23 protein-coding genes and 1 tRNA gene are annotated in these 23,198 nt (G+C 67.2%); 9 read left to right on the forward strand and 15 right to left on the reverse strand.

Features of this window, described 5'->3' with window-relative positions; translation table 11 throughout:
• Nucleotides 1–102: 102 nt before the first annotated feature.
• Both V5F63_RS04445 and msrB read right to left on the reverse strand, forming a co-directional pair.
• Nucleotides 103–2,214, reverse strand: coding sequence for a S9 family peptidase (locus V5F63_RS04445; RefSeq protein ID WP_394101704.1), 2,112 nt, complete (start codon nucleotides 2,212–2,214; stop codon nucleotides 103–105).
• A complete protein-coding gene (gene msrB, locus V5F63_RS04450) occupies nucleotides 2,189–2,632 on the reverse strand; it encodes a peptide-methionine (R)-S-oxide reductase MsrB (RefSeq protein WP_394101705.1) in 444 nt (147 codons plus the stop codon). The genes V5F63_RS04445 and msrB overlap by 26 nt, the downstream gene beginning before the upstream one ends.
• Nucleotides 2,633–3,123: 491 nt before the next feature.
• Between msrB and V5F63_RS04455 the strand changes: the two genes are divergently transcribed.
• Nucleotides 3,124–3,537, forward strand: coding sequence for a Ros/MucR family transcriptional regulator (locus tag V5F63_RS04455; protein ID WP_394030416.1), 414 nt, complete (start codon nucleotides 3,124–3,126; stop codon nucleotides 3,535–3,537).
• A 75-nt stretch (nucleotides 3,538–3,612) separates the two neighbouring features.
• On the opposite strand, the gene V5F63_RS04460 is transcribed toward V5F63_RS04455, so the two are convergent.
• Nucleotides 3,613–5,226: a phosphoenolpyruvate carboxykinase gene (locus V5F63_RS04460; protein ID WP_394101706.1), complete on the reverse strand. Its 1,614-nt coding sequence runs from the start codon at nucleotides 5,224–5,226 to the stop codon at nucleotides 3,613–3,615.
• 184 nt (nucleotides 5,227–5,410) lie between these two features.
• Complete coding sequence (locus tag V5F63_RS04465) at nucleotides 5,411–6,127, reverse strand: HugZ family pyridoxamine 5'-phosphate oxidase (protein ID WP_394101707.1); 717 nt, start codon at nucleotides 6,125–6,127, stop codon at nucleotides 5,411–5,413.
• Between the two features lie 272 nt (nucleotides 6,128–6,399).
• Here V5F63_RS04465 and V5F63_RS04470 point away from each other — a divergent pair, with 272 nt between their 5' ends.
• The 8 genes from V5F63_RS04470 to V5F63_RS04505 all read left to right on the forward strand — a co-directional run bounded on the left by V5F63_RS04470 (nucleotide 6,400) and on the right by V5F63_RS04505 (nucleotide 13,560).
• Nucleotides 6,400–7,098: a response regulator transcription factor gene (locus V5F63_RS04470; protein ID WP_029557293.1), complete on the forward strand. Its 699-nt coding sequence runs from the start codon at nucleotides 6,400–6,402 to the stop codon at nucleotides 7,096–7,098.
• A gap of 31 nt (nucleotides 7,099–7,129) precedes the next feature.
• The gene (locus V5F63_RS04475; protein ID WP_209487897.1) at nucleotides 7,130–8,893 is read left to right on the forward strand and encodes a sensor histidine kinase; all 1,764 of its coding nucleotides are present in this window, start codon (nucleotides 7,130–7,132) and stop codon (nucleotides 8,891–8,893) included.
• A 1-nt stretch (nucleotide 8,894) separates the two neighbouring features.
• Nucleotides 8,895–9,350, forward strand: coding sequence for an HPr kinase/phosphorylase (locus V5F63_RS04480; protein WP_394101708.1), 456 nt, complete (start codon nucleotides 8,895–8,897; stop codon nucleotides 9,348–9,350).
• Between the two features lie 108 nt (nucleotides 9,351–9,458).
• The gene (locus V5F63_RS04485; RefSeq protein WP_209487899.1) at nucleotides 9,459–9,860 is read left to right on the forward strand and encodes a PTS sugar transporter subunit IIA; all 402 of its coding nucleotides are present in this window, start codon (nucleotides 9,459–9,461) and stop codon (nucleotides 9,858–9,860) included.
• Between the two features lie 52 nt (nucleotides 9,861–9,912).
• Nucleotides 9,913–10,212: an HPr family phosphocarrier protein gene (locus V5F63_RS04490; RefSeq protein WP_348634403.1), complete on the forward strand. Its 300-nt coding sequence runs from the start codon at nucleotides 9,913–9,915 to the stop codon at nucleotides 10,210–10,212.
• A 181-nt stretch (nucleotides 10,213–10,393) separates the two neighbouring features.
• A complete protein-coding gene (locus V5F63_RS04495) occupies nucleotides 10,394–11,878 on the forward strand; it encodes an ATP-binding protein (RefSeq protein ID WP_209487901.1) in 1,485 nt (494 codons plus the stop codon).
• 177 nt (nucleotides 11,879–12,055) lie between these two features.
• A tRNA-Arg gene (locus tag V5F63_RS04500) sits at nucleotides 12,056–12,132 on the forward strand.
• 444 nt (nucleotides 12,133–12,576) lie between these two features.
• Nucleotides 12,577–13,560, forward strand: a complete 984-nt coding sequence (locus V5F63_RS04505; protein WP_394101709.1) for a LysR family transcriptional regulator — start codon at nucleotides 12,577–12,579, stop codon at nucleotides 13,558–13,560.
• Here V5F63_RS04505 and V5F63_RS04510 read toward each other — a convergent pair.
• From V5F63_RS04510 to trbB, 11 genes are read right to left on the reverse strand one after another with little or no spacing between them, the layout of a single operon-like run.
• Nucleotides 13,445–13,732, reverse strand: coding sequence for a DUF2274 domain-containing protein (locus V5F63_RS04510; RefSeq protein WP_394083210.1), 288 nt, complete (start codon nucleotides 13,730–13,732; stop codon nucleotides 13,445–13,447). The two genes, V5F63_RS04505 and V5F63_RS04510, sit on opposite strands and share 116 nt — an antisense overlap.
• Before the next feature lies 1 nt (nucleotide 13,733).
• Nucleotides 13,734–14,975, reverse strand: coding sequence for a TraB/TrbI/VirB10 family type IV secretion system protein (locus V5F63_RS04515; RefSeq protein ID WP_394083212.1), 1,242 nt, complete (start codon nucleotides 14,973–14,975; stop codon nucleotides 13,734–13,736).
• On the reverse strand, nucleotides 14,972–16,024 hold the full coding sequence (trbG, locus tag V5F63_RS04520) for a P-type conjugative transfer protein TrbG (protein ID WP_394083214.1): 1,053 nt from the start codon (nucleotides 16,022–16,024) through the stop codon (nucleotides 14,972–14,974). The genes V5F63_RS04515 and trbG overlap by 4 nt, the downstream gene beginning before the upstream one ends.
• Nucleotides 16,021–16,710 (reverse strand): conjugal transfer protein TrbF, encoded by a 690-nt coding sequence (gene trbF, locus V5F63_RS04525; RefSeq protein ID WP_394083216.1) that lies wholly within the window; start codon nucleotides 16,708–16,710, stop codon nucleotides 16,021–16,023. The genes trbG and trbF overlap by 4 nt, the downstream gene beginning before the upstream one ends.
• Nucleotides 16,707–17,978 (reverse strand): P-type conjugative transfer protein TrbL, encoded by a 1,272-nt coding sequence (gene trbL / locus V5F63_RS04530; RefSeq protein ID WP_394101710.1) that lies wholly within the window; start codon nucleotides 17,976–17,978, stop codon nucleotides 16,707–16,709. The genes trbF and trbL overlap by 4 nt, the downstream gene beginning before the upstream one ends.
• Complete coding sequence (gene trbK-alt, locus V5F63_RS04535; protein WP_394083220.1) at nucleotides 17,975–18,235, reverse strand: putative entry exclusion protein TrbK-alt; 261 nt, start codon at nucleotides 18,233–18,235, stop codon at nucleotides 17,975–17,977. Before trbK-alt ends, trbL begins: the two co-directional genes overlap by 4 nt.
• 9 nt (nucleotides 18,236–18,244) lie before the next feature.
• Nucleotides 18,245–18,979, reverse strand: a complete 735-nt coding sequence (gene trbJ / locus V5F63_RS04540) for a P-type conjugative transfer protein TrbJ (protein WP_394101711.1) — start codon at nucleotides 18,977–18,979, stop codon at nucleotides 18,245–18,247.
• Entirely contained in the window at nucleotides 18,976–21,405 is a 2,430-nt protein-coding gene (gene trbE, locus V5F63_RS04545) for a conjugal transfer protein TrbE (protein ID WP_394101712.1), read from the reverse strand. The genes trbJ and trbE overlap by 4 nt, the downstream gene beginning before the upstream one ends.
• Nucleotides 21,406–21,417: 12 nt before the next feature.
• The gene (locus tag V5F63_RS04550; protein ID WP_393985725.1) at nucleotides 21,418–21,690 is read right to left on the reverse strand and encodes a VirB3 family type IV secretion system protein; all 273 of its coding nucleotides are present in this window, start codon (nucleotides 21,688–21,690) and stop codon (nucleotides 21,418–21,420) included.
• Nucleotides 21,690–21,986: a TrbC/VirB2 family type IV secretion system protein gene (locus tag V5F63_RS04555; RefSeq protein ID WP_394101787.1), complete on the reverse strand. Its 297-nt coding sequence runs from the start codon at nucleotides 21,984–21,986 to the stop codon at nucleotides 21,690–21,692. Before V5F63_RS04555 ends, V5F63_RS04550 begins: the two co-directional genes overlap by 1 nt.
• A gap of 32 nt (nucleotides 21,987–22,018) precedes the next feature.
• Nucleotides 22,019–23,005, reverse strand: coding sequence for a P-type conjugative transfer ATPase TrbB (trbB, locus tag V5F63_RS04560; RefSeq protein ID WP_394101713.1), 987 nt, complete (start codon nucleotides 23,003–23,005; stop codon nucleotides 22,019–22,021).
• Nucleotides 23,006–23,198: the final 193 nt, after the last annotated feature.

The following is a 23,198-nucleotide window of genomic DNA, read 5'->3' on the forward strand; positions in this document are numbered from 1 at the left end:
TCGCATGTCGATCGACAGCGCGCTCTGGATAGCCGGAAGCCGCCCGCCGCGCAAATGCCGGTAGGGAAATGCCCGGCGTCCGCCTGTGAATGGCCGCGCGACTCAGCCGGCGCGGCCAACCGTTCTCAGGGCGAAGAGATAGACCAGCGCCACCTCGTCGAGCCGGTCGAACCGCCCGGCGGCGCCGCCGTGGCCGGCATCCATATTGGTGCGCAGCAGCAGGGGCCGCCCGCCGGTGTCCGCCGCCCGCAGCCGCGCCATCCATTTCGCCGGCTCCCAATAGGTCACGCGCGGGTCGGTGAGCCCGGCGAGGGCGAAGATGGAGGGGTAGGCCTGCGCGCTTACATTATCCACGGGTGAATAACCCCGGATCCGGTGGAAGGCAGCCTCGTCGGCGATGGGATTACCCCACTCCGGCCATTCCGGCGGGGTCAGGGGAAGGGTGTCGTCCAGCATGGTCGTCAGCACGTCCACGAACGGCACCTCGGCGACGATGCCGGCGAAGAGGTCCGGCCGCATGTTCGCCACCGCTCCCATCAGCATCCCGCCCGCCGAGCCGCCCTGGGCGACGATTCGTTCAGGCTGGGTGAAGCCTTCCGCCACCAGGTGCGCGGCCGCGGCGATGAAATCGGTGAAGGTGTTGGTCTTCTTCGCCAGCTTGCCGTCGGCGTACCAGCGCCAGCCCTTGTCCGTGCCGCCGCGGATGTGGGCGATGGCATAGATGAAGCCGCGGTCCACCAGCGACAGCCGGTTGGTGGCGAAGCCGGCGGGGATGGTGATTCCGTAGGCGCCATAGCCGTAGAGCAGCAGCGGCGCGGAGCCGTCGAGCGGCGTGTCCTTGTGATAGAGCAGGGAGACCGGAACGTTCTCGCCGTCCGCCGCCTTCGCCATCAGGCGGCGCGTCACATAATGCGCGGGGTCGTGACCGGAGGGCACTTCCTGCCGCTTCAGCATTTCGCGGCGGCGGCTTGCCATGTCGTAGTCCCACACCTCGGACGGCGTGGTCATGGACGCATAGGTGAAGCGCAGCTGCGTGGTGTCGAAGGCATAGCCGGCCGACATCCCCAGCGCATAGGCCTCCTCGTCGAAGGCGATGGCATGCTCCGCACCATCCGCGAGCGCCCGGATGACGATGCGTGGCAGACCACCCTCGCGTTCCAGGCGGGCCATGTGGCCGCTGAACACCGTGTGACTCAGGATCATGCAGCCCGGACGGTGCGGGACGAGATCGCTCCAGTGCTCCCGCCCGGGCGTGGCGACGGGCGCCACGGTGATCTTGAAGTCTTCCGCGTTGTCGGCGTTGGTCAGGAAGATGAGGGCATCGACGCCGCCGAGGTCGGGATGGTGCTCCACCTCGTAGCGCACACCCTCGGTGCGGGGCGCGATGCAGCGGGGAGGCGCGGCGGGGTCGAGAAGGTCCAAGAGGTGGACCTCGGAAGTCTCGTGGTCGCCGCAGGCAATCAGCCCGTAGCGGCGGGACTGGGTTTCCCCCAGCGAGACGAAGAAGCCCTTGTCCGGCTCCTCATAGATCAGCGTGTCCGTCTCCGGCGCTGTGCCGATGACATGGCGGAAGACGAGGGAGGGGCGGTGCTCGGCGTCGCGGCGGATGTAATAGAGCACGTCCCCGTCGGCGCTCCACAACAGGTCGCCGGTTGTCTCCTCGATGGCGTCGGGCAGGTCGGCGCCGGTCGCAAGGTCACGGATGCGCAGCGAATAGAGCTCGGCGCCGGAGGTGTCGGCGGAATAGGCGAGGCGGCGGTGGTCGGCGCTGTGGCGCCAGTGGCCGAAGTGGAAATAGGCCTTGCCCTCGGCCTCCCTGTCGCCATCGAGGAGGATCTCCTCCTCGCCGTCCGGCAGGGCCTTGCGGCAGGCGAGGGGATGCTGTCCCCCTTCCCGGTGGCGGGAATAATAGGCGAAGGGGCCGTCCGGCGCGGGCACGGAGGAATCATCCTCCTTGATGCGCCCGCGCATTTCCGCGACCAGCGTCGCCTTCAGCTCGCCGAGCGGCGCGAGCCAGGCGTCCGCATAGGCATTCTCGGCTTCAAGGTAAGCCCGGATGTCGCCGTCCAGCACCGACGGGTCGCGCATGACGGCGCGCCAATTGTCGGCGCGCAGCCAAGCGTAATCGTCGGTGAGGGAAATGCCGTGGACGGTACGGGTCGACGGGCGGCGAGGGGCGCGCGGCGGCTCAGGCGCCACGGTCTGCCTCGCCATCCGGGGTCAGGGAGAGGGCGGTGCCGTTCATGCAGAAGCGCAAGCCGGTCGGCGCCGGGCCATCCGGAAAGACGTGGCCCAGGTGGCTGTCGCAGGATGAACAGCGCACCTCGATGCGGCGCATGCCGTGGGAGACGTCCTCATGGGTGACGACCGCATCCGGCGACACCGGCTGGAAGAAGCTCGGCCAGCCCGTGCCGGAATTGTACTTGCTCTCGGAGCGGAACAGCGGCGCGCCGCAGGCGACGCAAGAATAGAGGCCGGCGCGCTTCTCGTCCCAGTAGGGGCCGGTGAAGGCGCGCTCGGTGCCGGCCTGGCGGGTGATTCGGAACTGCTCCGGCGTGAGGCAGGAACGCCATTCGCTTTCGCTCTTCACGACCTTGGTGTGGTCCGCGTCGGAAGGGGCAGAGGTGGGCATGGAGGAACCCCGGTCTGATCTGTGGCAGAGGTAGGCATTCCCAATGGCGACGGCAAGGCTCTCCCGATCACATGCCCGCGGGCGTGCCTGTTGCCGTGGCTGTCGGCGGGGCGGCGGAGGGGACGCGCAGATTTGCGATCTTGAGTCACCTGACGAAGATGAGCCGCATTGCCGAAATATCGGTTGCAAAGTTGAAACTGCGAAACTAACACGGTCTCTACAGGGGCCATCGCAGCATCCGTGCGTGGGCGACTGATCAGGGTATGTACACTGTCCGGGGTTCGGACACTTTGGGTCTGCGGACCATCGAGACGGGGCGCCGCGAAAGCGTCTCGGGAGTGTGCTGCGTCTTGGGGGTGCCTTGGCTGCACTGGGCTCCACCTTTCTGGCGCGCGCCGAGTTCTCGGCTGCGCGTGTCCTGATTGTCCGGAACCGCGAAACCTGACCGACGGCGCAGTCCTCTCAAGCCATCTCAACGCGAAGCAGATCCCATGAGCGACACAACGGAACAGACGGCCTTCATCGAGCTCGCGACGGACATCATCTCCGCCTATGTCGGCAACAACACGGTCGCCGCGACCGAACTGCCGGCCCTCATCAACGACGTCTTCCTCGCCCTCACGCGCCTCGGCACCGGCGAGGCGCCGGCCGGCGCGGAGCCGCTGAAGCCGGCGGTTGCGGTGAAGCGCTCCGTGCATCCGGACTTCATCATCTGCCTGGAGGACGGCAAGAAGTTCAAGTCGCTGAAGCGCCACCTGCGGACGCGCTATGACATGACGCCCGAGCAGTATCGCGAGAAGTGGGGCCTGCCGGCCGACTATCCCATGGTCGCCCCCAATTATGCCGCCGCCCGCTCCGAGCTCGCCAAGCAGATGGGTCTCGGCCAGCAGCGCCGCCGCAGCTGAACGGCTTCTCCCTGAAAGACAAAGGCCCGGCGCAGCGCGCCGGGCCTTTTTGCTTTGGGCTTCTGGAGAGGCCGCTCACTCCGCGGCGATGCGCACCTGCGGCTGGGCATCGCGCACGGCGGCGTCCACATGGGTCTCGAAGCGCGCGAAGTTGTCGCGGAACATGGAGACCAGCCGGCGCGCAGTGGCGTCGAACTCCGCTTTGTCCGCCCAGGTCTTGGACGGATAGAGGATGTGCGGCTCGATGCCCGGCACGGAGGTCGGCACCTCGAAGCCGAAATAGGGATCGGTGCGGAACGAGGCGCCCTTGAGCGAGCCGTCGAGCACCGCAGTCAGCAGCGTGCGGGTCACCTTGATGGGCATGCGCCGGCCGGTGCCGAACTTGCCGCCGGTCCAGCCGGTGTTCACCAGCCAGCAGTCCACGCCGTGCTCGGCGATGAGGTCGCGCAGCAGATTGCCGTAGACGGACGGATGTCGCGGCATGAAGGGCGCGCCGAAGCAGGTGGAGAAGGTGGCTTCGGGGTCCTTCACGCCCTTCTCGGTGCCCGCGACCTTCGCCGTGTAGCCGGAGAGAAAGTGATACATGGCCTGAGCCGGGGTGAGCCGCGCGATGGGCGGCAGCACGCCGAACGCGTCGCAGGTGAGCATCACCACGTTCTTCGGCTGGCCGGCGCGGCCGGTGGGGCTGGCGTTGGGGATGAAGGCGAGGGGATAGCAGGAACGGGTGTTCTCGGTGAGGCTGCCGTCGTCGAAGTCGGGCACGCCGGTCACCTTGTCGAGCACCACATTCTCCAGCACCGTGCCGAAGCGGTTGGAGGCGGCGAAAATCTCGGGCTCGGCCTCCGCCGAGAGGCGGATGGTCTTGGCGTAGCAGCCGCCCTCGAAGTTGAATACGCCGTCCTTGCTCCAGCCGTGCTCGTCGTCGCCGATAAGCGTGCGGTTGGGATCGGCCGACAGCGTGGTCTTGCCGGTGCCGGACAGGCCGAAGAACAGGCAGACGTCGCCCTGCTCTCCGACGTTGGCCGAGCAGTGCATGGGCATGATGCCCTTCTTCGGCAGGATGTAGTTCAGCGCGGTGAACACCGACTTCTTCATCTCGCCCGCGTAGGACGAATTGCCGATGAGCACGATGCCGCGAGAGAAATCCACCGCGATCACCGTCTCCGAGCGAACCCCATGGCGCGCCGGATCGGCCTTGAACGACGGCAGGTCGATGATGGTCATTTCCGGCACGAAGCCGTCAAGCTCGGCCCGCTCGGGGCGGCGCAGCATGGTGCGGATGAACAGGGAGTGCCAGGCGAACTCGGTGTAGACGCGCACCTTGATGCGCGAGGCCGGATCGGCGCCGCCATAGAGATCCTGCGCGAACAGGGTCTTGTCCTCGGCCTCCTTCAGGAAGTCCTGATAGAGCGTCTCGAACTGCTCCGGCGTGATGGCGCCGTTGTTGTCCCACCAGACCTCGCTCTCGGTATTGGCGTCGCGCACCACGAACTTGTCCTTGGGGCTGCGGCCGGTGTGGGCGCCGGTCACGGCCATCAGCGCGCCGCCGGAGGACAGATGCCCCTCCTTGTGCGCCAGCGCGTGCTCGTAGAGGGCGGGCTCCAGAAGATTCCAATGCACCGCCGTGAGATGCTTGAGGCCGAACGTGTCCGCGCCGCAGGCGCTGTTCCGGTGACCGGTTTCGAGCACGAAAAATCCTCCAAATTCCCGCCGGCGTGACGCCGGCATTCAAGCCGCCATCCCGCTCTCACAGAGTTATGCGGGAGGTGTCGGGCCGGGGATGTCTTTGCGCATCCCTCGAAGCCGCGGCGAGCACGCTAGAGGGAGTTGGCCGTCAAGGAAACTCCGACGAAAGCAGATTAAACGTTTAAATTCAGGCTGCCGTCCCGCGTCGAGCGTCAGTGACAAGCTTCACCAGTTCTTGCCGCACTGCAGCAAGGTCTTCGGTGCGTCGGGTGAAATCCAGGCGCCGCACAAGATCGCCGCAGATCAGTTCGCAGCCCTCAGGATCGAGCGACAGCATTCGCCACTTGCCGTCGGGCGCGCCGAGGAGAACGGTGGCGTAGAGATGCAAGGCGTCGGCATGGTCCTCGTTCATGTGCGCGACCACGCCCTCCGCCCCATCGGCCAGCGCCTCCGCTCCCTGCCAGGAGGTGACCAGCTTTTCTCCCGGCACGTCGACGATGCGGCCGAAGCCCTCGACCAGATGCGCCTCGGATATGTCGATGGCATAGAAGGCGAAATCCGTAAAATCGGCATAGCCCGCAGCGGCCTCATGCCGGGCGAGATAGCGGGCGCGCACCTCCGGGGCCGGGGCGGGGACGATGCGCCCGACAAGGCTGGCGCGCGGGGCATTCAACGGGTCGTCGGCGCCGGCGGCCGAAACGAGGAGGGAGACGCGCGCGTCGCCGGCGATGTTGCGGGTGTGCCGGGCAAGGCGGGAGATGAGCAGCGTCGGCCTGCCCTCGGGGTCTGTGGCCACGGCCACCAGGGAGGCATAAGGCGCGCCATCACCCTCCAGCGTTGCAAGGGCGCCGAATCGGGCCTCGCGCACGAGGTGGCGGACGGCGGTCGCGGACGGCTTGGTCATGGTCTCCTCCCACGGGGCGGTGCCACGATGCTCCCGCGCGGCGTGCCGGCGCAAGGGGAGACGCGCCGCTGGGGAAAGTGCAACGCTGATTAAGGCTATTCCGCCGACGCCATTTGGTGTCGGTGGAGAATCCCGCTACTTTGCGTCAAACGAGTCTTGTGTGTCACATTTCGGCCACGCGAACGCGGTTCACCGCAAGATGCGGCCGCAACAGGTGGCCGGCTTGAAGGCCCGTGTTCAGCGGACCGCCCGGACGGCTCCAAAGAGGTGTCATGCCCACGATCGCCCTTGTCGACGACGACCGCAACATCCTGACCTCGGTCTCCATCGCCCTGGAGGCGGAGGGCTACCGCATCGACACCTACACGGACGGCGCCTCGGCTCTCGACGGGTTCAAGACCAACCCGCCGGACCTCGCCATCCTGGATATCAAGATGCCCCGCATGGACGGCATGGAGCTGCTGCGCCGCCTGCGCCAGAAGACCGACATGCCGGTGATCTTCCTCACCTCCAAGGACGAGGAGATCGACGAATTGTTCGGCCTCAAGATGGGCGCCGACGATTTCATCAAGAAGCCGTTCTCCCAGCGCCTGCTGGTGGAGCGGGTGAAGGCGGTGCTGCGCCGCGCCGGAGCCAAGGACGGCGCCGCCCCGCGCGAGGTGGACAGCGCCAAGGTTCTCGAGCGCGGCAACCTGCGCATGGACCCCGAGCGCCACACCTGCACCTGGAAGGCCGAGCCGGTGACGCTCACCGTCACCGAATTCCTGATCCTCCAGGCGCTCGCCCAGCGCCCGGGCGTGGTCAAGAGCCGCAACGCCCTGATGGACGCGGCCTATGACGATCAGGTCTATGTGGACGACCGCACCATCGACAGCCACATCAAGCGGCTGCGCAAGAAGTTCAAGTCGGTGGACGATTCCTTCGAGATGATCGAGACCCTGTACGGCGTCGGCTACCGGTTCAAGGAGTGATCCGGGCCGCGCGCGGCAGGTTCGGCGCCAAATGACGGTCGAGACCAACGAAGCGCCGCTGGAGCGCCCGAGCGAGCCGGCGGGCGGCATTCTCGCCACGGTCCGGCGGGTGCGCCGCTTTGTGGCGTTCAAGGGCTTCTCGTCGCTCACGCGGCGCATCGTGCTGCTGAATCTCGCCGGGCTGTGCGCGCTGGTCTCCGGCATCCTGTATCTGTCGGAATTCCGCTCCGGCCTCATCGACGCGCGCATCCAGAGCCTTCTGGTGCAGGGCGAGATCATTGCCGCGGCCATCGCCTCCTCGGCGCAGGTGGAGACCAACGCCATCACGCTCGATCCCGATCGCCTGCTGGAATTGCAGGCGGGGGAGAGCTACGGCCCCGAGGACGGCTTCGCGCCGCTGGAATTCCCCATCAATCCCGAGCGGGTCGCCCCCGTGCTGCGCCGCCTCGTCGGCCCCACCCGCACCCGCGCCCGCATTTACGATCGGGAAGGCCAGCTGCTGCTGGATTCCCGCTCGCTCTATTCGCGCGGCGAGATCCTGCGCTTCGATCTGCCTTCGCCCAACGAGCCGAAGCCCGGTTTCCTGGAGCGCGCGTGGCTGGGGCTTCAGCTGTGGTTCGGTCGGGGCGACCTGCCGCTCTACCGGGAGATGGGGCCGCAGGCCGGCAAGAGCTATCCGGAGGTCGCCTCCGCGGCGCTCGGCACCAAGGCCAGCGAGGTGCGGGTGGACGAGCGCGGGCAGGTGGTTGTCTCCGTCGCGGTGCCCATCCAGCGCTTCCGCGCCATCCTCGGCGTGCTGCTGCTCTCGACCCAGAGTGGCGAGATCGACGCGGCGGTGAAGGCCGAGCGCTTCGTCATCGTGCGCGTCTTCCTTGTCGCGGCGGCGGTGATGGTGCTGCTCTCCGTGCTGCTCGCCGGCACCATCGCCGATCCCGTGCGCAAACTTGCCGCCGCCGCCGAGCGGGTGCGCCGGCGCATCAAGACCCGCGTGGAAATTCCCGATTTCACCGCCCGCGCCGACGAGATCGGCCATCTCTCCGGCGCCCTGCGCGACATGACGAGCGCGCTCTACAACCGCATCGAGGCCATCGAGAGTTTCGCGGCGGATGTGGCGCACGAATTGAAGAATCCGCTCACCTCCCTGCGCAGCGCGGTGGAAACGCTGCCGCTCGCCAAGACCGATTCCTCCCGCTCGCGGCTGCTGGAGGTGATCCAGCACGACGTGAAGCGTCTCGACCGCCTCATCTCCGACATCTCCGACGCCAGCCGCCTCGACGCCGAGCTGCAGCGGCAGGAGGCCGTGACGGTGGACCTGAAGCAGCTTCTGGAGATGGTGGTCGGCCTTGCCCAGGACGTGCGCAAGGACGATGGCGTGAACGTCTCCCTCGCCTTCGAACGCGCGGCGGGGGCGCCGCAGGACTTCAATATCGCCGGCCACGCCTCCCGCCTCGGGCAGGTGGTGGACAATCTCGTCTCCAACGCCCGCTCCTTCTCGCCCCAGGGCGGCTCGGTTCGCGTCATCTGCCGGCGCGTCAAGGACGGGGCCGAGATCGTTGTGGACGACGACGGGCCGGGCATCCGCCCCGATGCCCTCTCGCGCATCTTCGAGCGCTTCTACACCGATCGCCCGCATCAGGGCTTCGGCCAGAATTCCGGCCTCGGCCTCTCCATCTCGCGGCAGATCGTGGAGGCCCACGGCGGGCGCATCTGGGCCGAGAACCGCACCGTCACCGACCCCGACGGCACCCCCCATGTGACCGGCGCCCGCTTCATCGTGCGCCTGCCGGCCGGCTGACATGACAGCGGACGCGCCGCCCACCCTCCACGCCAGCTGCGTCGCCGTGGGGGATGCGGGGCTCCTCATCCGCGGGCCGTCGGGCTCCGGAAAATCCACGCTCGCGCTGCGCCTTATCCTCGACCGCCCCAGCGTCCTGCCACCGGCCGAGCTTGTGGCGGACGACCGGGTGGTGCTTGCGGTCGAGGGTGGTATGCTGATCGCTCGTCCACCGCCTCTGCTTGCAGGCCTCATCGAGCTTCGCGGTATTGGTGTGCGGCGCATGGCGCACCGTTCGCACGTCGCAGTGCGGCACGTGGTCGATCTGAGGGCATCGGAAATGGCGCGGATGCCGGACCCGGCCGAACTCCGGGACAACATCCAAGGTATTGAAATTTCGCGGATTCCCGTCCGTGACCTAGCGCTCGCGCCGCTCGTAATCGCTTGCATTCTCAGAACGCAGGCTTACGAAAACTAAATGTGCTTTTGTGCGTTGCACCCCTTGCGTAATTTTTGAGCCCCTCTGAATATGGCCATCCCGCAGCGCGGGAGGCCTTCATCCGGGGGAGGTGAGGGCGGAGGAAGCATGATCGGTCTCGTCCTCGTCACACATGGCCGTCTGGCAGATGAATTCTGCTCCGCGCTGGAGCACGTAATGGGCCCGCAGGCCCAGATCGCCGCTGTCACCATCGGTCCTGAAGACGACATGGAGCGGCGGCGTCAGGACATCATCGACGCGGTGGACCGCGTGCGCACCGGCGACGGGGTGGTGATCCTGACCGACATGTTCGGGGGAACGCCCTCGAACCTCGCGATCTCGGTGATGAACACGCCCGACGTCGAAGTGGTGGCGGGCATCAACCTGCCCATGCTGGTCAAGCTCGCCAAGGTGCGCGGGGAGATGCCGCTGGCCCAGGCCGTGGACGTCGCCCAGGAAGCCGGTAGGAAATACATCAATGTCGCAAGCCGCGTCCTCTCCGGTAACTGAGCTTTTCGCCGACGCCGGCTGTGAGCCGGCCGGCTGTGTCGAAGACCCGGCCATTGCCTGCGGCCGGCCCATCGCCCCCGAGGCGCTGGTGCGCGTGCTACCCATCATCAACAAGCGCGGCCTCCACGCCCGCGCCTCCGCCAAGTTCGTGCAGACGGTGGAGCGCTTCGACGCCATGGTCACCGTGTGCCGCAGCGGCGAGGCGGTGGGCGGAAACTCCATCATGGGCCTGATGATGCTTGCAGCCGGGCCAGGCACCTGCGTCACCGTCACCGCAACCGGCCGCGAAGCCTCTGATGTCATCGAGGCCCTCGGGACCCTCGTCGCGGACCGCTTCGGCGAGGAAGAATAGGGCAGGCGCCCAGCCCGCACGTCGGCGGGCACGCAAAAGCGCGAGCGCTGCCGCTCGGCCGTTTACCTCAAATTGAGGTTGCTCTGGCTCAGCCCCGAATGGTTGCCTATTTCTTAATTCTGATCCCTCGCGCACTGGGCCCGATGGATCCGGGACGGGCCTTCCCCCCGTATCAGATACGATGTTCGAGCCGAGGAGCCATAAGCCCGAGGAGGCACCGGCGCCCAAGCGCCGCCGGTGGAGCCTCGGCTTGTCGGCAAAGCTGCTCGCCTTGACGGTGGCGGTGGTGGCCACGGCGGAAATCGCCGTGCTGGTGCCGACCATCGCCAACTACCGCATCGCCTGGCTCTCCGACCGCCTCGCCGCCGCCCGCACCGCCGCCCTCGTCCTCGATGCCGCGCCCCAGGACGGCGTGACGGCGGACCTCACCCGCGAGCTTCTGGACAGCGTGGGCGCCAAGGTGATCGTGGTGAAGCGCGAAGGCACCCGCCGCCTTCTCGCCGCCTCCGACATGCCGCCCGAGGCCAATGTGCATATCGACATGCGCGAGACCACGCTGTGGAGCGCGGTGCACGATGCGCTGGACACGCTGGTCTCGGAGAATGGTCGCATCCTGCGCATTGTCGGCGAGCCGCCGCGCGGTGCGGACTTCATCGAGATCGTGCTGAGCGAGACGCCACTGCGCATCGCGCTGCTGCGGTTCGCGGCCACCGTGCTGCTGATCTCGCTGGCCGTGGCGGTGGCGGCGGGCGTGCTGGTCTATGTCAGCCTCAACTGGCTGTTCGTGCGCCCCATGCGGCGCCTCACCGAGCGCATGTCCGCCTTCCAGAACGATCCGGAGGACGCCTCGCGCATCATCGTGCCCTCCGGCCGTTCGGACGAGATCGGCACGGCGGAGGAGGCGCTGGCGGAGATGCAGCGCGAGCTCTCCCACACCCTGCACCAGAAGAGCCACCTCGCGGCCCTCGGCCTCGCCGTGTCGAAGATCAACCACGATCTGCGCAACCTCCTGTCCTCGGCTCAACTGCTGTCGGACCGCCTCGCGTCCGTGCCGGACCCGACGGTCCAGCGGTTCGCGCCGAAGCTGCTCGCCGCCCTCGACCGCGCCATCCATTATTGCGAGCAGACCCTCTCCTACGGCCGCGCCAAGGAGCCGCTGCCGGAGCGGCGCGACGTGCAGCTGGCCCATCTGTTCGAGGAGGTGCGCGAGACCCTCGGCCTTTCGTCTGGCAGCGGTGCCAGCGTTGGCTGGGTGGTGGACGTGGAGCGCGGCCTTACCGCGGACGCGGATCCCGACCAACTGTTCCGGGTCATCCTCAACATCACCCGCAATGCCCTTCAGGCGCTGGAGGCGCGGGCGCCGCTCGATCCCGAGCGCGACCAGATCCGCATCCGCGCCCGCCGCAAGGGGCCTGTTGTGGAGATCGAACTGAGCGACACCGGCCCCGGCATCCCCGCAGCCCGGCGAGACCATCTGTTCGAGGCCTTCGTCTCCTCGGCGCGACGCGGCGGGACCGGGCTGGGCCTGCCCATCGCCGACGAACTCGTGCGCGCCCACGGCGGCCACATCCGCCTTTTGGACACCAAGACCGGCACGACCTTCAGCATCACCATCCCCGACCAGCCGGAAAGCCGCCATCACCGCCGCGAGCGCATCCGGGCGTGATGCGCCGAGTTTTCCACAAGGCGGACGCTTTGCAGCCTGCCGCTCATGCGATCCGGCGCAGGGGCCTTGCACCCTCCGGTGAAAAGGAGTAGCAGACGGGCCTCGCGGAATTCCAAGCCGCGAACGTCCCGGAAAGCTCCCCGCTTTCTCGACCGGCCCAGCCGGTCCCGGGCATAGGCGCCGGTAGCTCAGCTGGATAGAGCACCAGACTACGAATCTGGGGGTCGGGAGTTCGAATCTTCCCCGGCGCGCCATTAAATCAATGGCTTAGTCAGAGACCACCGTTTCAGATTCCAGATCTGAAACGGTTTTTGAAACGGTTTTGGCTGAAGTTTGCGATACTCTCGCCTTCCACACTCAGCGCTGCGATATGGCGCACTTCATTTTCATTGAGCCGAAGTGTCACCTAATAGCGGCCCGAGCAGCGATCGCTTCACGAAGGTTCGTAAAGCCCGCCATTGCGAGTTCGACTTCGCGCCGTCAGGCGCGTCTGTTTGTTTGCGAGCGTGGCCGGAAGGGTCTGCTGGGCAGCCAATGACGGTTTCACTCGTCGAAGCGCGCTGCGACAGGTGCTGGACCGCCGGTTGCAACCGTTTGCAGAGACGCCTAAAGCGCTACCTCAGAGCAACTTAAGATTGCAGTCTGGGTCTGGTTAAAGGATAATCTCGGGGTTGTTCGGTTGTGCATTGAGGCTCTTTGTGAGGCACACAACACCTGAAATCGAGATCCGTCATCTCCGATATTTCATCGCCGCGACAGATGCTGGAAGCTTTCGGAAGGCGGCAGCGGCACTAGGGGTGCAGGAATCCTCCGTCAGTCGTCGGATTCGCGACGTTGAAGACCAGATCGGCGCCTCCCTGTTCGTGCGGCACTCCGGGGGAATCAACCTGACGATGGCCGGCCAGCGCTTCCTTCATCGTGCCCGTCATGCCCTGGACCACATTCGGGACGGGGCTGCAGAAGTGGCTGCCATCGGACGGGCGGAAGGTAGATATCTCAAGGTTGGACTGTTTTCGTCCCTTTCCTCCGGATTTTTGTCAGCCTTGTTTCGAGCATATGACGCAAGACATGGATCAGTTCACATAGACTTCGTCGAGGGTGAAGCACATGAGCACATCAACGCCCTTCGCCAATTTCAGATCGATATCGCCTTTGTCATTGGGTTGAGCGATTTTGGCGAGTGCAACTCAGCTTACCTTTGGTCCGAACAGATGCTGGTGGCATTGCCTGAAGGCCATCAGCTTGCTGCTTCAGAGTCATTGACATGGCGGGATCTCAAAGCTGAGAAAATCCTTCTCCGAGACACGCCGGCGGGCGCGCGGATTAAGGACTATGTGGTCCGGAGAGTCCGGGAGGTTGAGGGAGAGCCTCGCGTCGAGGCGCAGCGGGTCGGGCGCTACAAGCTTCTCAATCTCGTCGCGTCCGGACGCGGAACGACGTTGATCATCGAATCGGAACGTCTGGTGAAGGTCGCCGGGGTGACCTATCGCCCGCTGCACGACGAGGTGGTTTCATTTCATGCGGCGTGGTCGCCGAAAAACGACAATCCGGCGTTTCGAACGCTCCTCAGCCTTGCCCGGACGATGGCTCCCTCCCCGGAAGCGAACCTAGCGATTGCCCATCCGCACGATCTGAAGGCGCCACCCGCCGAGCCTTCGCAAATCCCCGATCTGTCGCGATAAAGCGCTCAAGCATCGGGACGATGAGACGGGATGGCTCTGTGGGGGACTGGTTGTTCTCCCGACTAAGGATTTCCGAGTAGGCGACAAGGTCCCGATGCAGCTTCGCCGGTAGCTCCACGGTCACCTTCACCGGCTTCTCGTCAAGGATCTCGCTGAGCTTCAGCTTCGGCATGTCAGCCTCCGTAAGGTTCAAGGACGAGATCGCGCGTGACGATGACCCGCACCGGGTATCCCGGCCGGATGGTGAGCGTCGGCGCGATGTTGAGCTGGCGCTGGACGATCTGGCGGCCTGTCTGGCTGATGCTGTCTGAGGCGCCTTCGCGCAGAGCGCTGGCGAGGTCGCTGTCGCTGCCGGACGTGCCTGCGCTCGCCCCGACGCTCAGGATGGTGGAGAGCACAGCCGCCTTGAGCAGCTCGCCCCAGTGATAGTCGACGCCATCCTCAAGGCCGGCGTAGCCCTCGGCGTCGGCTCCAGGCTGGCGCTCCAGCACGATGGAGCGGCCATTGGGGAAGATCAGGCGGTTCCAAACCAGGAGCACCCGGCGCTGCCCGAAGCCGACGCCATTGTCGTACTGGCCAATGATGCGGGTGCCCTGGGGGATCAGGAGGATCCGGCCGGTCGGGCTGTCATGGACATTCTCGGTCACCTGGGCGGTGATCTGGCCCGGCAGGTCGGATCGGATGCCGGTGATCAACGCTGCAGGGATGACGGCGCCCGCCTGCAGGATGTTGGCGGAGGCCGGAGCCGCGACCCGGTCGGGGGACACGGTGCGCCGGTCCACCGCCTGGTTGAGGAAGGCCATCTGCCGCTCCTGGGCCGTCGGTGTCGACGCCGGCGGGACGAAGCTAAAGGACGCAAGATCGGGGACAGGTGCCGCAGCGGTCACCGAGGCTGCACCCACCTGCTGTGTCATGACGGGATTCGCCGGCCGCGTGTTCGTCTGGGCGAACAGCCGTCCAGTCCGTGCCGCCTCGCTCTCTTGAAGCTGGCGCTGCTCCTCGGGGCTGAGGGCGGGATTGGGCATGCCTGCCATCGTTGGGATCGGCGGCTGGGCCGCCGTCTGTGCATTGAGGATCGGCCGACCGAGGTCGCCGGGCAGCGGTGGCCCGAGCTTGGGGATGCCGGTGTAATCCTTGGGCAGGCCGGCGAGCCCCTCCGGCGTCGCCTTGACGTCGGTGGCATAGAGCTCCTGGCCGGGTCCGTGGTCTTTCCTCGCCTGAAGGGCGTAGATCAGCGCACCGCCGATCCCCAAGCCAGCAACCAGCCCCAGCCCGGCCAGCACCTTGCGGGACAGGCGAGTCACCCGTGGCGGCTCCGGGCGCAGCCGCATGGCCGCCGCAGCTTCGCCCGTCAATGGCCTGGCGTTATCGGCCGGGTCCGGCCCTTTCTCCCTCCCGGATTCATTGCCGCTCATAGGACCGGCCTCCCGTCGGTGCGGGAGATGCGGACGCGCTTCTGGTCCTTGTCGGCACCGAAGCGCAGCTCGGCTGCCGCGAAGAGGCGGTCGACGATCATATAGGTGCCGCGCACACGGTAGTTCACGAGCTCGGAGGTGTCGCCCTGCGGGCCGGCCACGAACAGCGGCGGCATCTCGCCCTGGGCGATGCCGCGCGGAAACTCGATGAACACCTGCTGGCCGTCGTCGAAAGCGCGCAGCGGCCGCCACGGCGCCCGGTCGCCCGTCACCTCGTAGCGGAAGTTGACGCGGGCGAGGTCGATGCCGGTGGCGACGGGCTGCACCGCCAGCGCCTCGGCATTCCGGCGCCGCAGGGCGATCAGCTGGTCCTGCGGATACTGCCAGGAGACCGAGGCCATGTAGGTCTTCTCGGTGGACCGCAGCTCCATGTGATAGGTGCGCAGATTGGTGTTGACGACGAGGTTGGTGGTGAGGTCCGGCCGCGTGGGCTTCACCAGGATGTGGACCTGCTTCGCAGCCCCTGCCCCGCTCTCGGTGTCGCCGATGATCCAGCGCACAGTGTCGCCGGCAGCCACGGGCCCCGTGCCCACCAGTTGTTCGCCGGGCTGCAGGGCGATGTCGGTGACCTGGCCGGGCGCGGCATAGACCTGATAGAGCGCGCCCTCCACGAAGGGATAGACCTGCATGGAGTTGATGAAGCCATTGCGCACCGGCTGGACCCGGGCGGCGGCATTGGCCTGGTTCACCCGAGCTGCAGGGTCGGTCGCTTCCGGCTCGGCCTTGCCGTCCTTACCCACCGGCTTCAACTGGCCCGGCAGCGGAAGGGGCTTCGGCAGCTCGACGATGCGCACCGGCCCCGGCGGCTCGGCCTTGAAGACGGCCGGCGGAGCATCGTCATACTCAATCTCGGGCGGCTTCTCGAAGGTGGCGCAACCCGCCAATGCCGATGTGCAAATCAGCAGAACCGGCAAGCCGGACCTACGGAGAGCCTGAGACGAGAGGACACGGAGAGCCGGCCTCCCGGATATGCGGATGACCGGCGTCATTGTGCGAGTTCCTTCGACCAGTTGATGGCGTTGACGTAGATCCCGAGTGGATTGGCCCGCAGGCGCTCGGCGTCCCGCGGCGCCTGCACCACGACGGTGAGGATGGCGCTCCAGCGGGCGGTGTCGGCGAGGCTGCCGTCCTGGTAGCGACGCTCGGTCCAGGCGATCCGGAAGGAGTCCGGCGAGGCGCGGATCACGCTCGAGACCTCCACCGCCACCTGCTGCTTGCCGACGCGAGCAAAGGGATCATTGGCCCGGGCGTAGTCGTTGAGAGCCACGGCGCCGGCCTGCGTCGTATACGCATAGGCCCTGAGCCAGTTCTGCCGCACGATGACGGGATCGGCGGAGATGCTGCGGACCTGCTCGATGAAGCGGGCGAGGTGGAAGGCGATCTGGGGATCGGTGGGGCGATAGTCGGAGGTGGCGGGGGCCACCGCCTGGGCCTGCCCGAGCTTATCCACCTGAACGACCCAGGGGACCACCGAGCTGCTCAGAGCCTGCCAGGCCAGCGCGCCGGAGACGCCAGCAGACAGCGCGAGACAACCGAAGGCCATGAGGCGCCAGTTCTTGGCCTGGACCCGGGCCGAGCCGATGCGGTCATCCCAGACCTGGGCTGCACGCTGATACGGCGTCTCGGGTTCGGGAGATCGGCCGTAATGGACCGACGGTCGCTTGAAGGGCGTCATGGGCGATCGCTTTCGGAGAGGGAGATGGAGGAGCCACCGCCATGGCTGTCGCCGGACCGCACCGCGTGTGTGGCGGTCTGGATGCCGTGGGCGACCTGCTGGGAGCGGCGCATGCGCTGGGCCCAATCCGGGACATCTCCGGAAGAGGCCGGACTGCTCGGCGGGGTGGGAGTGGCTCCAGAGGTCGGGGAGGCGGCGGCTGATCCGCGCAACGGAGAGGCTGCACCAGCGCGCGCGACGCCGCCCAGGCCTCCTGCGACGCCGGACAACCCAGACTGGCCAGCGGCCCCCGCGCCGTAGGCGGATGCGGCTCCTCCCGCGAGGCTCGCGCCAGCTCGTGCTGCCGCTGCTGTTCCTGACAGGGTAGCCCCGGCGCCGCGCAGTGCCATGCCCGCTGCGCCGGCTCCCGCCAGCGCCGCACCGCCTGCAGCAAGGCCGGTCCCGACGGCAGCGCCTGCGCCGAGCTGCGGCGCGCCGGTGATCAGCCCCGTGGCGATCCCCGGTCCGAAAATGCCGAGGCCGAGGAGCGCCAGTGCTGCCAGAACGGCGGACAGGGCCTGGCTGATGGTCGGTTGGGCATCGCCATAGGAGGTTGTGAACTGAGAGAACAGCCCGGAGCCGATCCCGACGATGACGGCCAGCACCATCACTTTGACGCCCGACGCCACGATGTTGCCGAGCACCTTCTCAGCGAGGAAGGCGGTCTTGCCGAAGAATGCGAAGGGGATGAGCACGAAGCCGGCGAGCGTCGTCAGCTTGAACTCGATGAGGGTGACGAAGAGCTGCACCGCCAGGATGAAGAAGGCGATCAGGATCAGGAGCCAGGAGATCAGCAGCACCGTGATCTGCACGGCATTGACGAAGAGCGCCACGGGGCCGGTGAGCTGGCTCGCGGCATCCAGCAGCGGCTGGCCGGCGGTGAGCCCCACTTCCGCTAGTCGCCCGGGACGCAGGAATTCTGCGGTGCTGATGGAGGAGCCGCCGGCCTTGAGCCCGAGCCCGGCGAAGCTCTCGAACACGATTTTGGCGAGCGCGTTGAAGTTGCCGATGATCCAGGCGAAGAAGCCGATGGCGAGGGTTTTGCGCACCAGCCGGCGCATCACGTCCTCGTCGGCGCCCCAGGCCCAGAACAGGCCGGCAAGGGTGATGTCGAGGGCGATCAGGATGGAGGAGAGGCCGGCCACCTCGCCCTTGATCAGGCCGAAGCCGGAATCGATGTAGCTGGTGAAGGTGTTGAGGAAGGTGTCGATGACGCCGACGTCGTTCATGGCGTTGCTCCGTCCACGGGCTTGCCGAAGAAGCGGCGGCGGTTCGCCTCCCACAGCGCGGCGCAGCGCGCATCGATGGGATCGGCCTGCTCCAGCGTGGCGCAGCTCTTGAGATCGGCTGAGGAGACGTCACCTGCCTTCACGCTGATCGCAGTGCCCGGCTCCGTCTCCGGGCCGCCAGCCATGGCAAGAGCCGCGATCACCGACCCGACCAGCCCGGCAACGACGAGGGTTCGGAGAGCTGTGGCCTGGTCCATGGCCGCCCCTCAGTTCCCGCGGAACATGGTGACAGCGGAGGGCTGGTAGCTCGACTGGGTGGAGAAGCGCCGGTAGTGCTCCCGCCCCTCCGACACTGCGGTCGCCCGCTCGGCCTCGGACAGGGCCTGAGCCCTTCCATTGGCAGCGACCACGGCGGTGAGGTCGGAGAGTTGCTGCGCTTGGAGCGCCTGAAGCTGGTTCCCCGCCTGCATGGCCTGCAGCGCGCCGGTCGCCGCCTGGCTCTGGCCGACCAGCGTCGAGGTCTGCTGCCGGTTGGTGTCGAGATTGCCGACGACGCCCGCCTGCACCCGCAGCGCATCCTGGAGGCCGGCCACCGTGGTCTCCCAGCGGCTCCTGGCCTGGGTGACAAGAGCGGCATCCGAACTGCTCACGGAGACCGAGCCGTACTGACCTTGGAACGCCCGGTCGATGGCGCCGACGTCATAAGCGATCTTCTGGGCCTGCCCGAGCAACTGCTGGGTGCGTTGGGCGGATTGCTGGAGCGCGCTGAGAGAGGAATATGGCAGGCTCGCGAGGTTGCGGGCCTGGTTGATCAGCATCTGTGCTTCGTTCTGCAGGGACGTGATCTGGTTGGTGACCTGCTGAAGGGCGCGGGCCGCCTGGAGGACGTTCTGGGCATAGTTGGAGGGGTCGAAGACCACGGCCTGTGCCGTGGCAGGCGCCAGCGGGCACAGGAGGAGCGGCGCGGCGAGGAGCGCCGCCCGCAATGAGCTGCGGATCATGTGCGTGTCTCCAGATTATCGAGGGTGGGGAGTAGGTCGGCGGCCCAGGTAAGGCCGCGATGCCGCAGCCAGGCGGCGAGGAAACCATCGCGCCCATGCTCGGCGAGGATCTGCGAGAGCGCCGCCTGATCGGTCTTGGACCCGGCGGCGCACAAGGCGAGCGCCACCTGCGAGAGCCCGAGCTCGAACAAGCGGTTGCCGCGCCGGGACTGGCAGTAATAGTCCCGCTTGGGTGTTGCCCGCGCGAGGATCTCGATCTGCCGGTCGTTGAGGCCGAAGCGCCGGTAGATGGCCGTGATCTGGGGCTCGACGGCCCGCTCGTTCGGGAGCAGCAGCCGCGTCTGGCAGCTCTCGATGATGGCGGGGGCGATGGCCGACCCATCGATATCGGAGAGGGACTGGGTGGCGAACACCACGCTGGCGTTCTTCTTGCGCAGGGTCTTGAGCCACTCCCTGAGCTGACCGGCGAAGCCCGGATCATCAAGGGCGAGCCATCCCTCATCGATGATGAGGAGGGTGGGAGACCCGCCGAGGCGGTCCTCAATGCGGTGGAAGAGATAGGAGAGGACGGCCGGCGCGGCGCTGGTGCCGATCAGCCCCTCCGTCTCGAAGGCCTGGACGGAGGCCTGCCCCAGATGCTCGGCCTCGGCATCGAGCAGGCGGCCATGGGCGCCGCCGATGCAATAGGGCCGCAGCGCCTGCTTCAGCGCATTGGATTGGAGCAGGACGGCGAGGCCGGTCAGCGTGCGCTCCTCGACGGGCGCGGAAGCGAGCGACGAAAGCGCCGACCAGATATGTTCCTTCACCTCCGGGGTGATCGAGATGCCTTCCCGGGTGAGGATCGCCACGATCCAGTCCGCCGCCCAGCTGCGCTCGGACAGCTCATCGACGCGGGCGAGCGGCTGGAGTGCGATGCTCTCCTCGGCGAGGCCTCCGCCGAGGTCATGCCAGTCGCCCCCCATGGCGAGGGCCGCCGCGCGGATGCTGCCGCCGAAGTCGAAGGCGAAGACCTGGGAGCCGGCATAGCGCCGGAACTGCAGGGCCATGAGCGCCAGCAGCACGGACTTGCCGGCTCCGGTCGGCCCCACCACCAGGGTGTGGCCCACATCCCCCACGTGTAGCGAGAAGCGGAACGGGGTCGAGCCTTCCGTCTTGCCATAGAACAGAGGCGGCGCATTGAAATGCGCGTCCTGCTCGTCTCCGGCCCAGACTGCCGAGAGCGGGATCATGTGCGCGAGGTTGAGGGTGGAGACGGGCGGCTGGCGCACATTGGCGTAGACGTGCCCCGGCAGGCTGCCGAGCCAGGCGTCCACGGCATTGAGGGTCTCGACCATGGCCGTGAAATCCCGGCCCTGGATCACCTTCTCCACCGCCCGGAGCTTCTCGTCCGCGACCCGGGGATCAGCATCCCAGACGGTTACCGTGGCGGTGACATAGGCGATGCCGGCGTGGTCGGCGCCGAGCTCCTGCAAAGCGAGATCGGCATCCTCGGCCTTGTTGGCGGCATCCGAGTCCACGAGCACGGACGCCTCGTTGGTCATCACCTCCTTGAAGATGGCCGCGATGGATTTGCGCTTGGCGAACCACTGCCTGCGGATTTTGGTGAGAAGCCGGGTGGCGTCGGTCTTGTCGAGGAGGATGGCGCGGGTCGACCAGCGATAGGGAAAGGCCAGCCGGTTGAGATCGTCGAGAATCCCCGGCGTCGTCGCCGTGGGAAAGCCGACGATGGTGAGCACGCGGAGGTGCTGGTTCCCGAGCATCGGCTCCAGCCCGCCGGTGAGCGGCTGATCGGCGAGGAGCGCATCGAGATACATGGGCGTCTCGGGGACGCGGACCCGCTGGCGCCGGGTCGAGGTGCAGCCGTGCAGGTAGGTCAGGGTCTCGGCATCATCCAGCCAGCGGCACTCCGGCATGAAGGCTTCGACCAGCCGGAGCACGCGGTCTGTCCGATCGGCGAAGCCATCCAATGCTTCGCGGGGATCGACACCCTCGCGTCCACGGCCCTCATAGAGCCAGCTCTCCGCCCGTGCGGCATCCTCTGCCGGGGGGAGCCAACAGAAGGTGAGGAAATAGCTCGACTCGAAATGGCTGCCGGCTTCGGCGAACCCGGCCTTCCGCTCGGCATCCACCAATGCGGAAGCCGGATCGGGGAAGAGGCTGCCGGGATAGGCGCCCGCCTCGTGCCGCTGGGCTTCCACGAGCAATGCCCAGCCCGAGCCGAGGCGGCGGAAGGCGCTGTTGAGGCGACCCGCCACCGCCACGAGTTCGGCTGGTACCGCAGAATCGAGGTCCGGCCCGCGGAAGCGCGCCGTGCGCTGGAAGCTGCCGTCCTTGTTGAGGACGATGCCCGGGCCCACCAGGGCCGCCCACGGCAGGTAGTCCGCCAGACGTCTCCCCTGACGACGATACTCGGCGAGGTTCATCATGGTGCGCCCCGCTCAGACCGACAGGTGGGAGGGGATGCGCAGATGGCGGCGCACCACGTCGACGAACAGCGGATCGCGCTTGGCGGCCCAGACGGCGGCGAGGTGGCCGACCGCCCAAAGCGCGAGGCCCACGAGCCAGAGCCTCAGCCCCAGCCCGACGGCGCCGGCGAGCGTGCCATTGAAGATGGCGAGTGCCCGCGGCGCGCCACCGAGCAGGATCGGTTCGCTGAGCGCCCGATGCACCGGGACGGAGAAGCCCGGCACCTCACCGGCATCGCCCGCCATCAGACCAGCGCTCCGCCGCTGAAGGAGAAGAAGGAGAGGAAGAAGCTGGAGGCAGCGAAGGCGATGGAGAGGCCGAACACGATCTGGATCAGCCGCCGAAATCCGCCCGAGGTGTCGCCGAAGGCGAGCGCGAGGCCGGTGGAGATGATGATGATCACCGCGATAATCTTGGCGACCGGCCCCTGGATGGACTCCAGGATGGACTGCAGCGGGGTCTCCCACGGCATGGAGGAGCCAGAGGCATGGGCCGCGGAGATCGTGCCGGCGAAGGCGAGAGCGACCGCGGCGGTGCGCATCAGGCGGCGATGGAGGGAAGCAGAGCTCAGGGTCACAGGGAGATTCCTTCGTAGGTCGGAGGGACGGCGGGAGAGAGCCGGTAGTCGCCGTCGGGGCCGAGCCCTTCGACGCGGGCGAGCTCGGCGAGCCGGCGCGCGGTGCCGCGGCCGGACAGCACGGCGATGAGGTTGATGGTCTCGGCGATCAAAGCGCGCGGGACGGTGACGACGGCTTCCTGGATGAGCTGTTCCAGCCGGCGCAGGGTGCCGATTACGCTGCCGGCATGGATGGTGCCGATGCCGCCAGGGTGGCCCGTGCCCCACGCCTTCAGGAGATCCAGGGCCTCGGCCCCGCGCACCTCGCCGATGGGGATGCGATCGGGGCGCAGGCGGAGCGAGGAACGCACTAGATCCGAGAGCGAGGCGACGCCGTCCTTGGTGCGCAGGGCCACGAGATTGGGCGCGGCGCACTGGAGCTCGCGGGTGTCCTCGATCAGGATGACCCGCTCGGAAGTCTTGGCCACTTCAGCCAGGAGGGCATTTGTCAGCGTGGTCTTACCGGTGGAGGTGCCGCCGGCCACCAGGATGTTGGCGCGGGAGGCAACACCGTGACGGAGAGCCTCGGCCTGCGGCGCAGACATGATGCCGGCGGCCACGTAGTCGTCGAGGGTGAACACGGCGACGGCCGGCTTGCGGATGGCGAAGGTCGGGGCAGCGACGACAGGTGGAAGCAGGCCCTCGAAACGCTCACCCGTCCCAGGCAACTCGGCGGAGAGCCGCGGCGCTCCGGCATGGACCTCGGCGCCGATATGGTGTGCGACGAGACGGATGATGCGTTCGCCGTCGCCGGGGGCCAGTCGCTCACCGGTGGCAGCAAGACCCTCGGACAGGCGGTCGACCCAGAGGCGTCCGTCCGGGTTGAGCATGACCTCGGCGACGGCCGGGTCATCGAGAAGGTGGGAGATCACCGGACCGAGCGCGGTGCGCAGCATGCGCACGCCGCGCGTCAGACCCTCCGAACCGTGAGGTGCAGTCGCCATCCCATCCCCGCTTTGGCCGGGAGCGATGCAGGGGCTTCCCGGACGGGGATGATTAAAGAAGGGGGAATTGGGGGAGATTCAACAAAGGAACATAGGCATCGCAGTCTGGCGTGCGATTACCTAAAATCGGAGCAACGCGCGTCCTCGGCACCTGACGGCAGCAACCGGGGTTGACCCATACCTGCCCCTCGAC

It is taken from the genome of Xanthobacter wiegelii, assembly GCF_043193855.2.
GTDB lineage: Bacteria > Pseudomonadota > Alphaproteobacteria > Rhizobiales > Xanthobacteraceae > Xanthobacter > Xanthobacter flavus_A.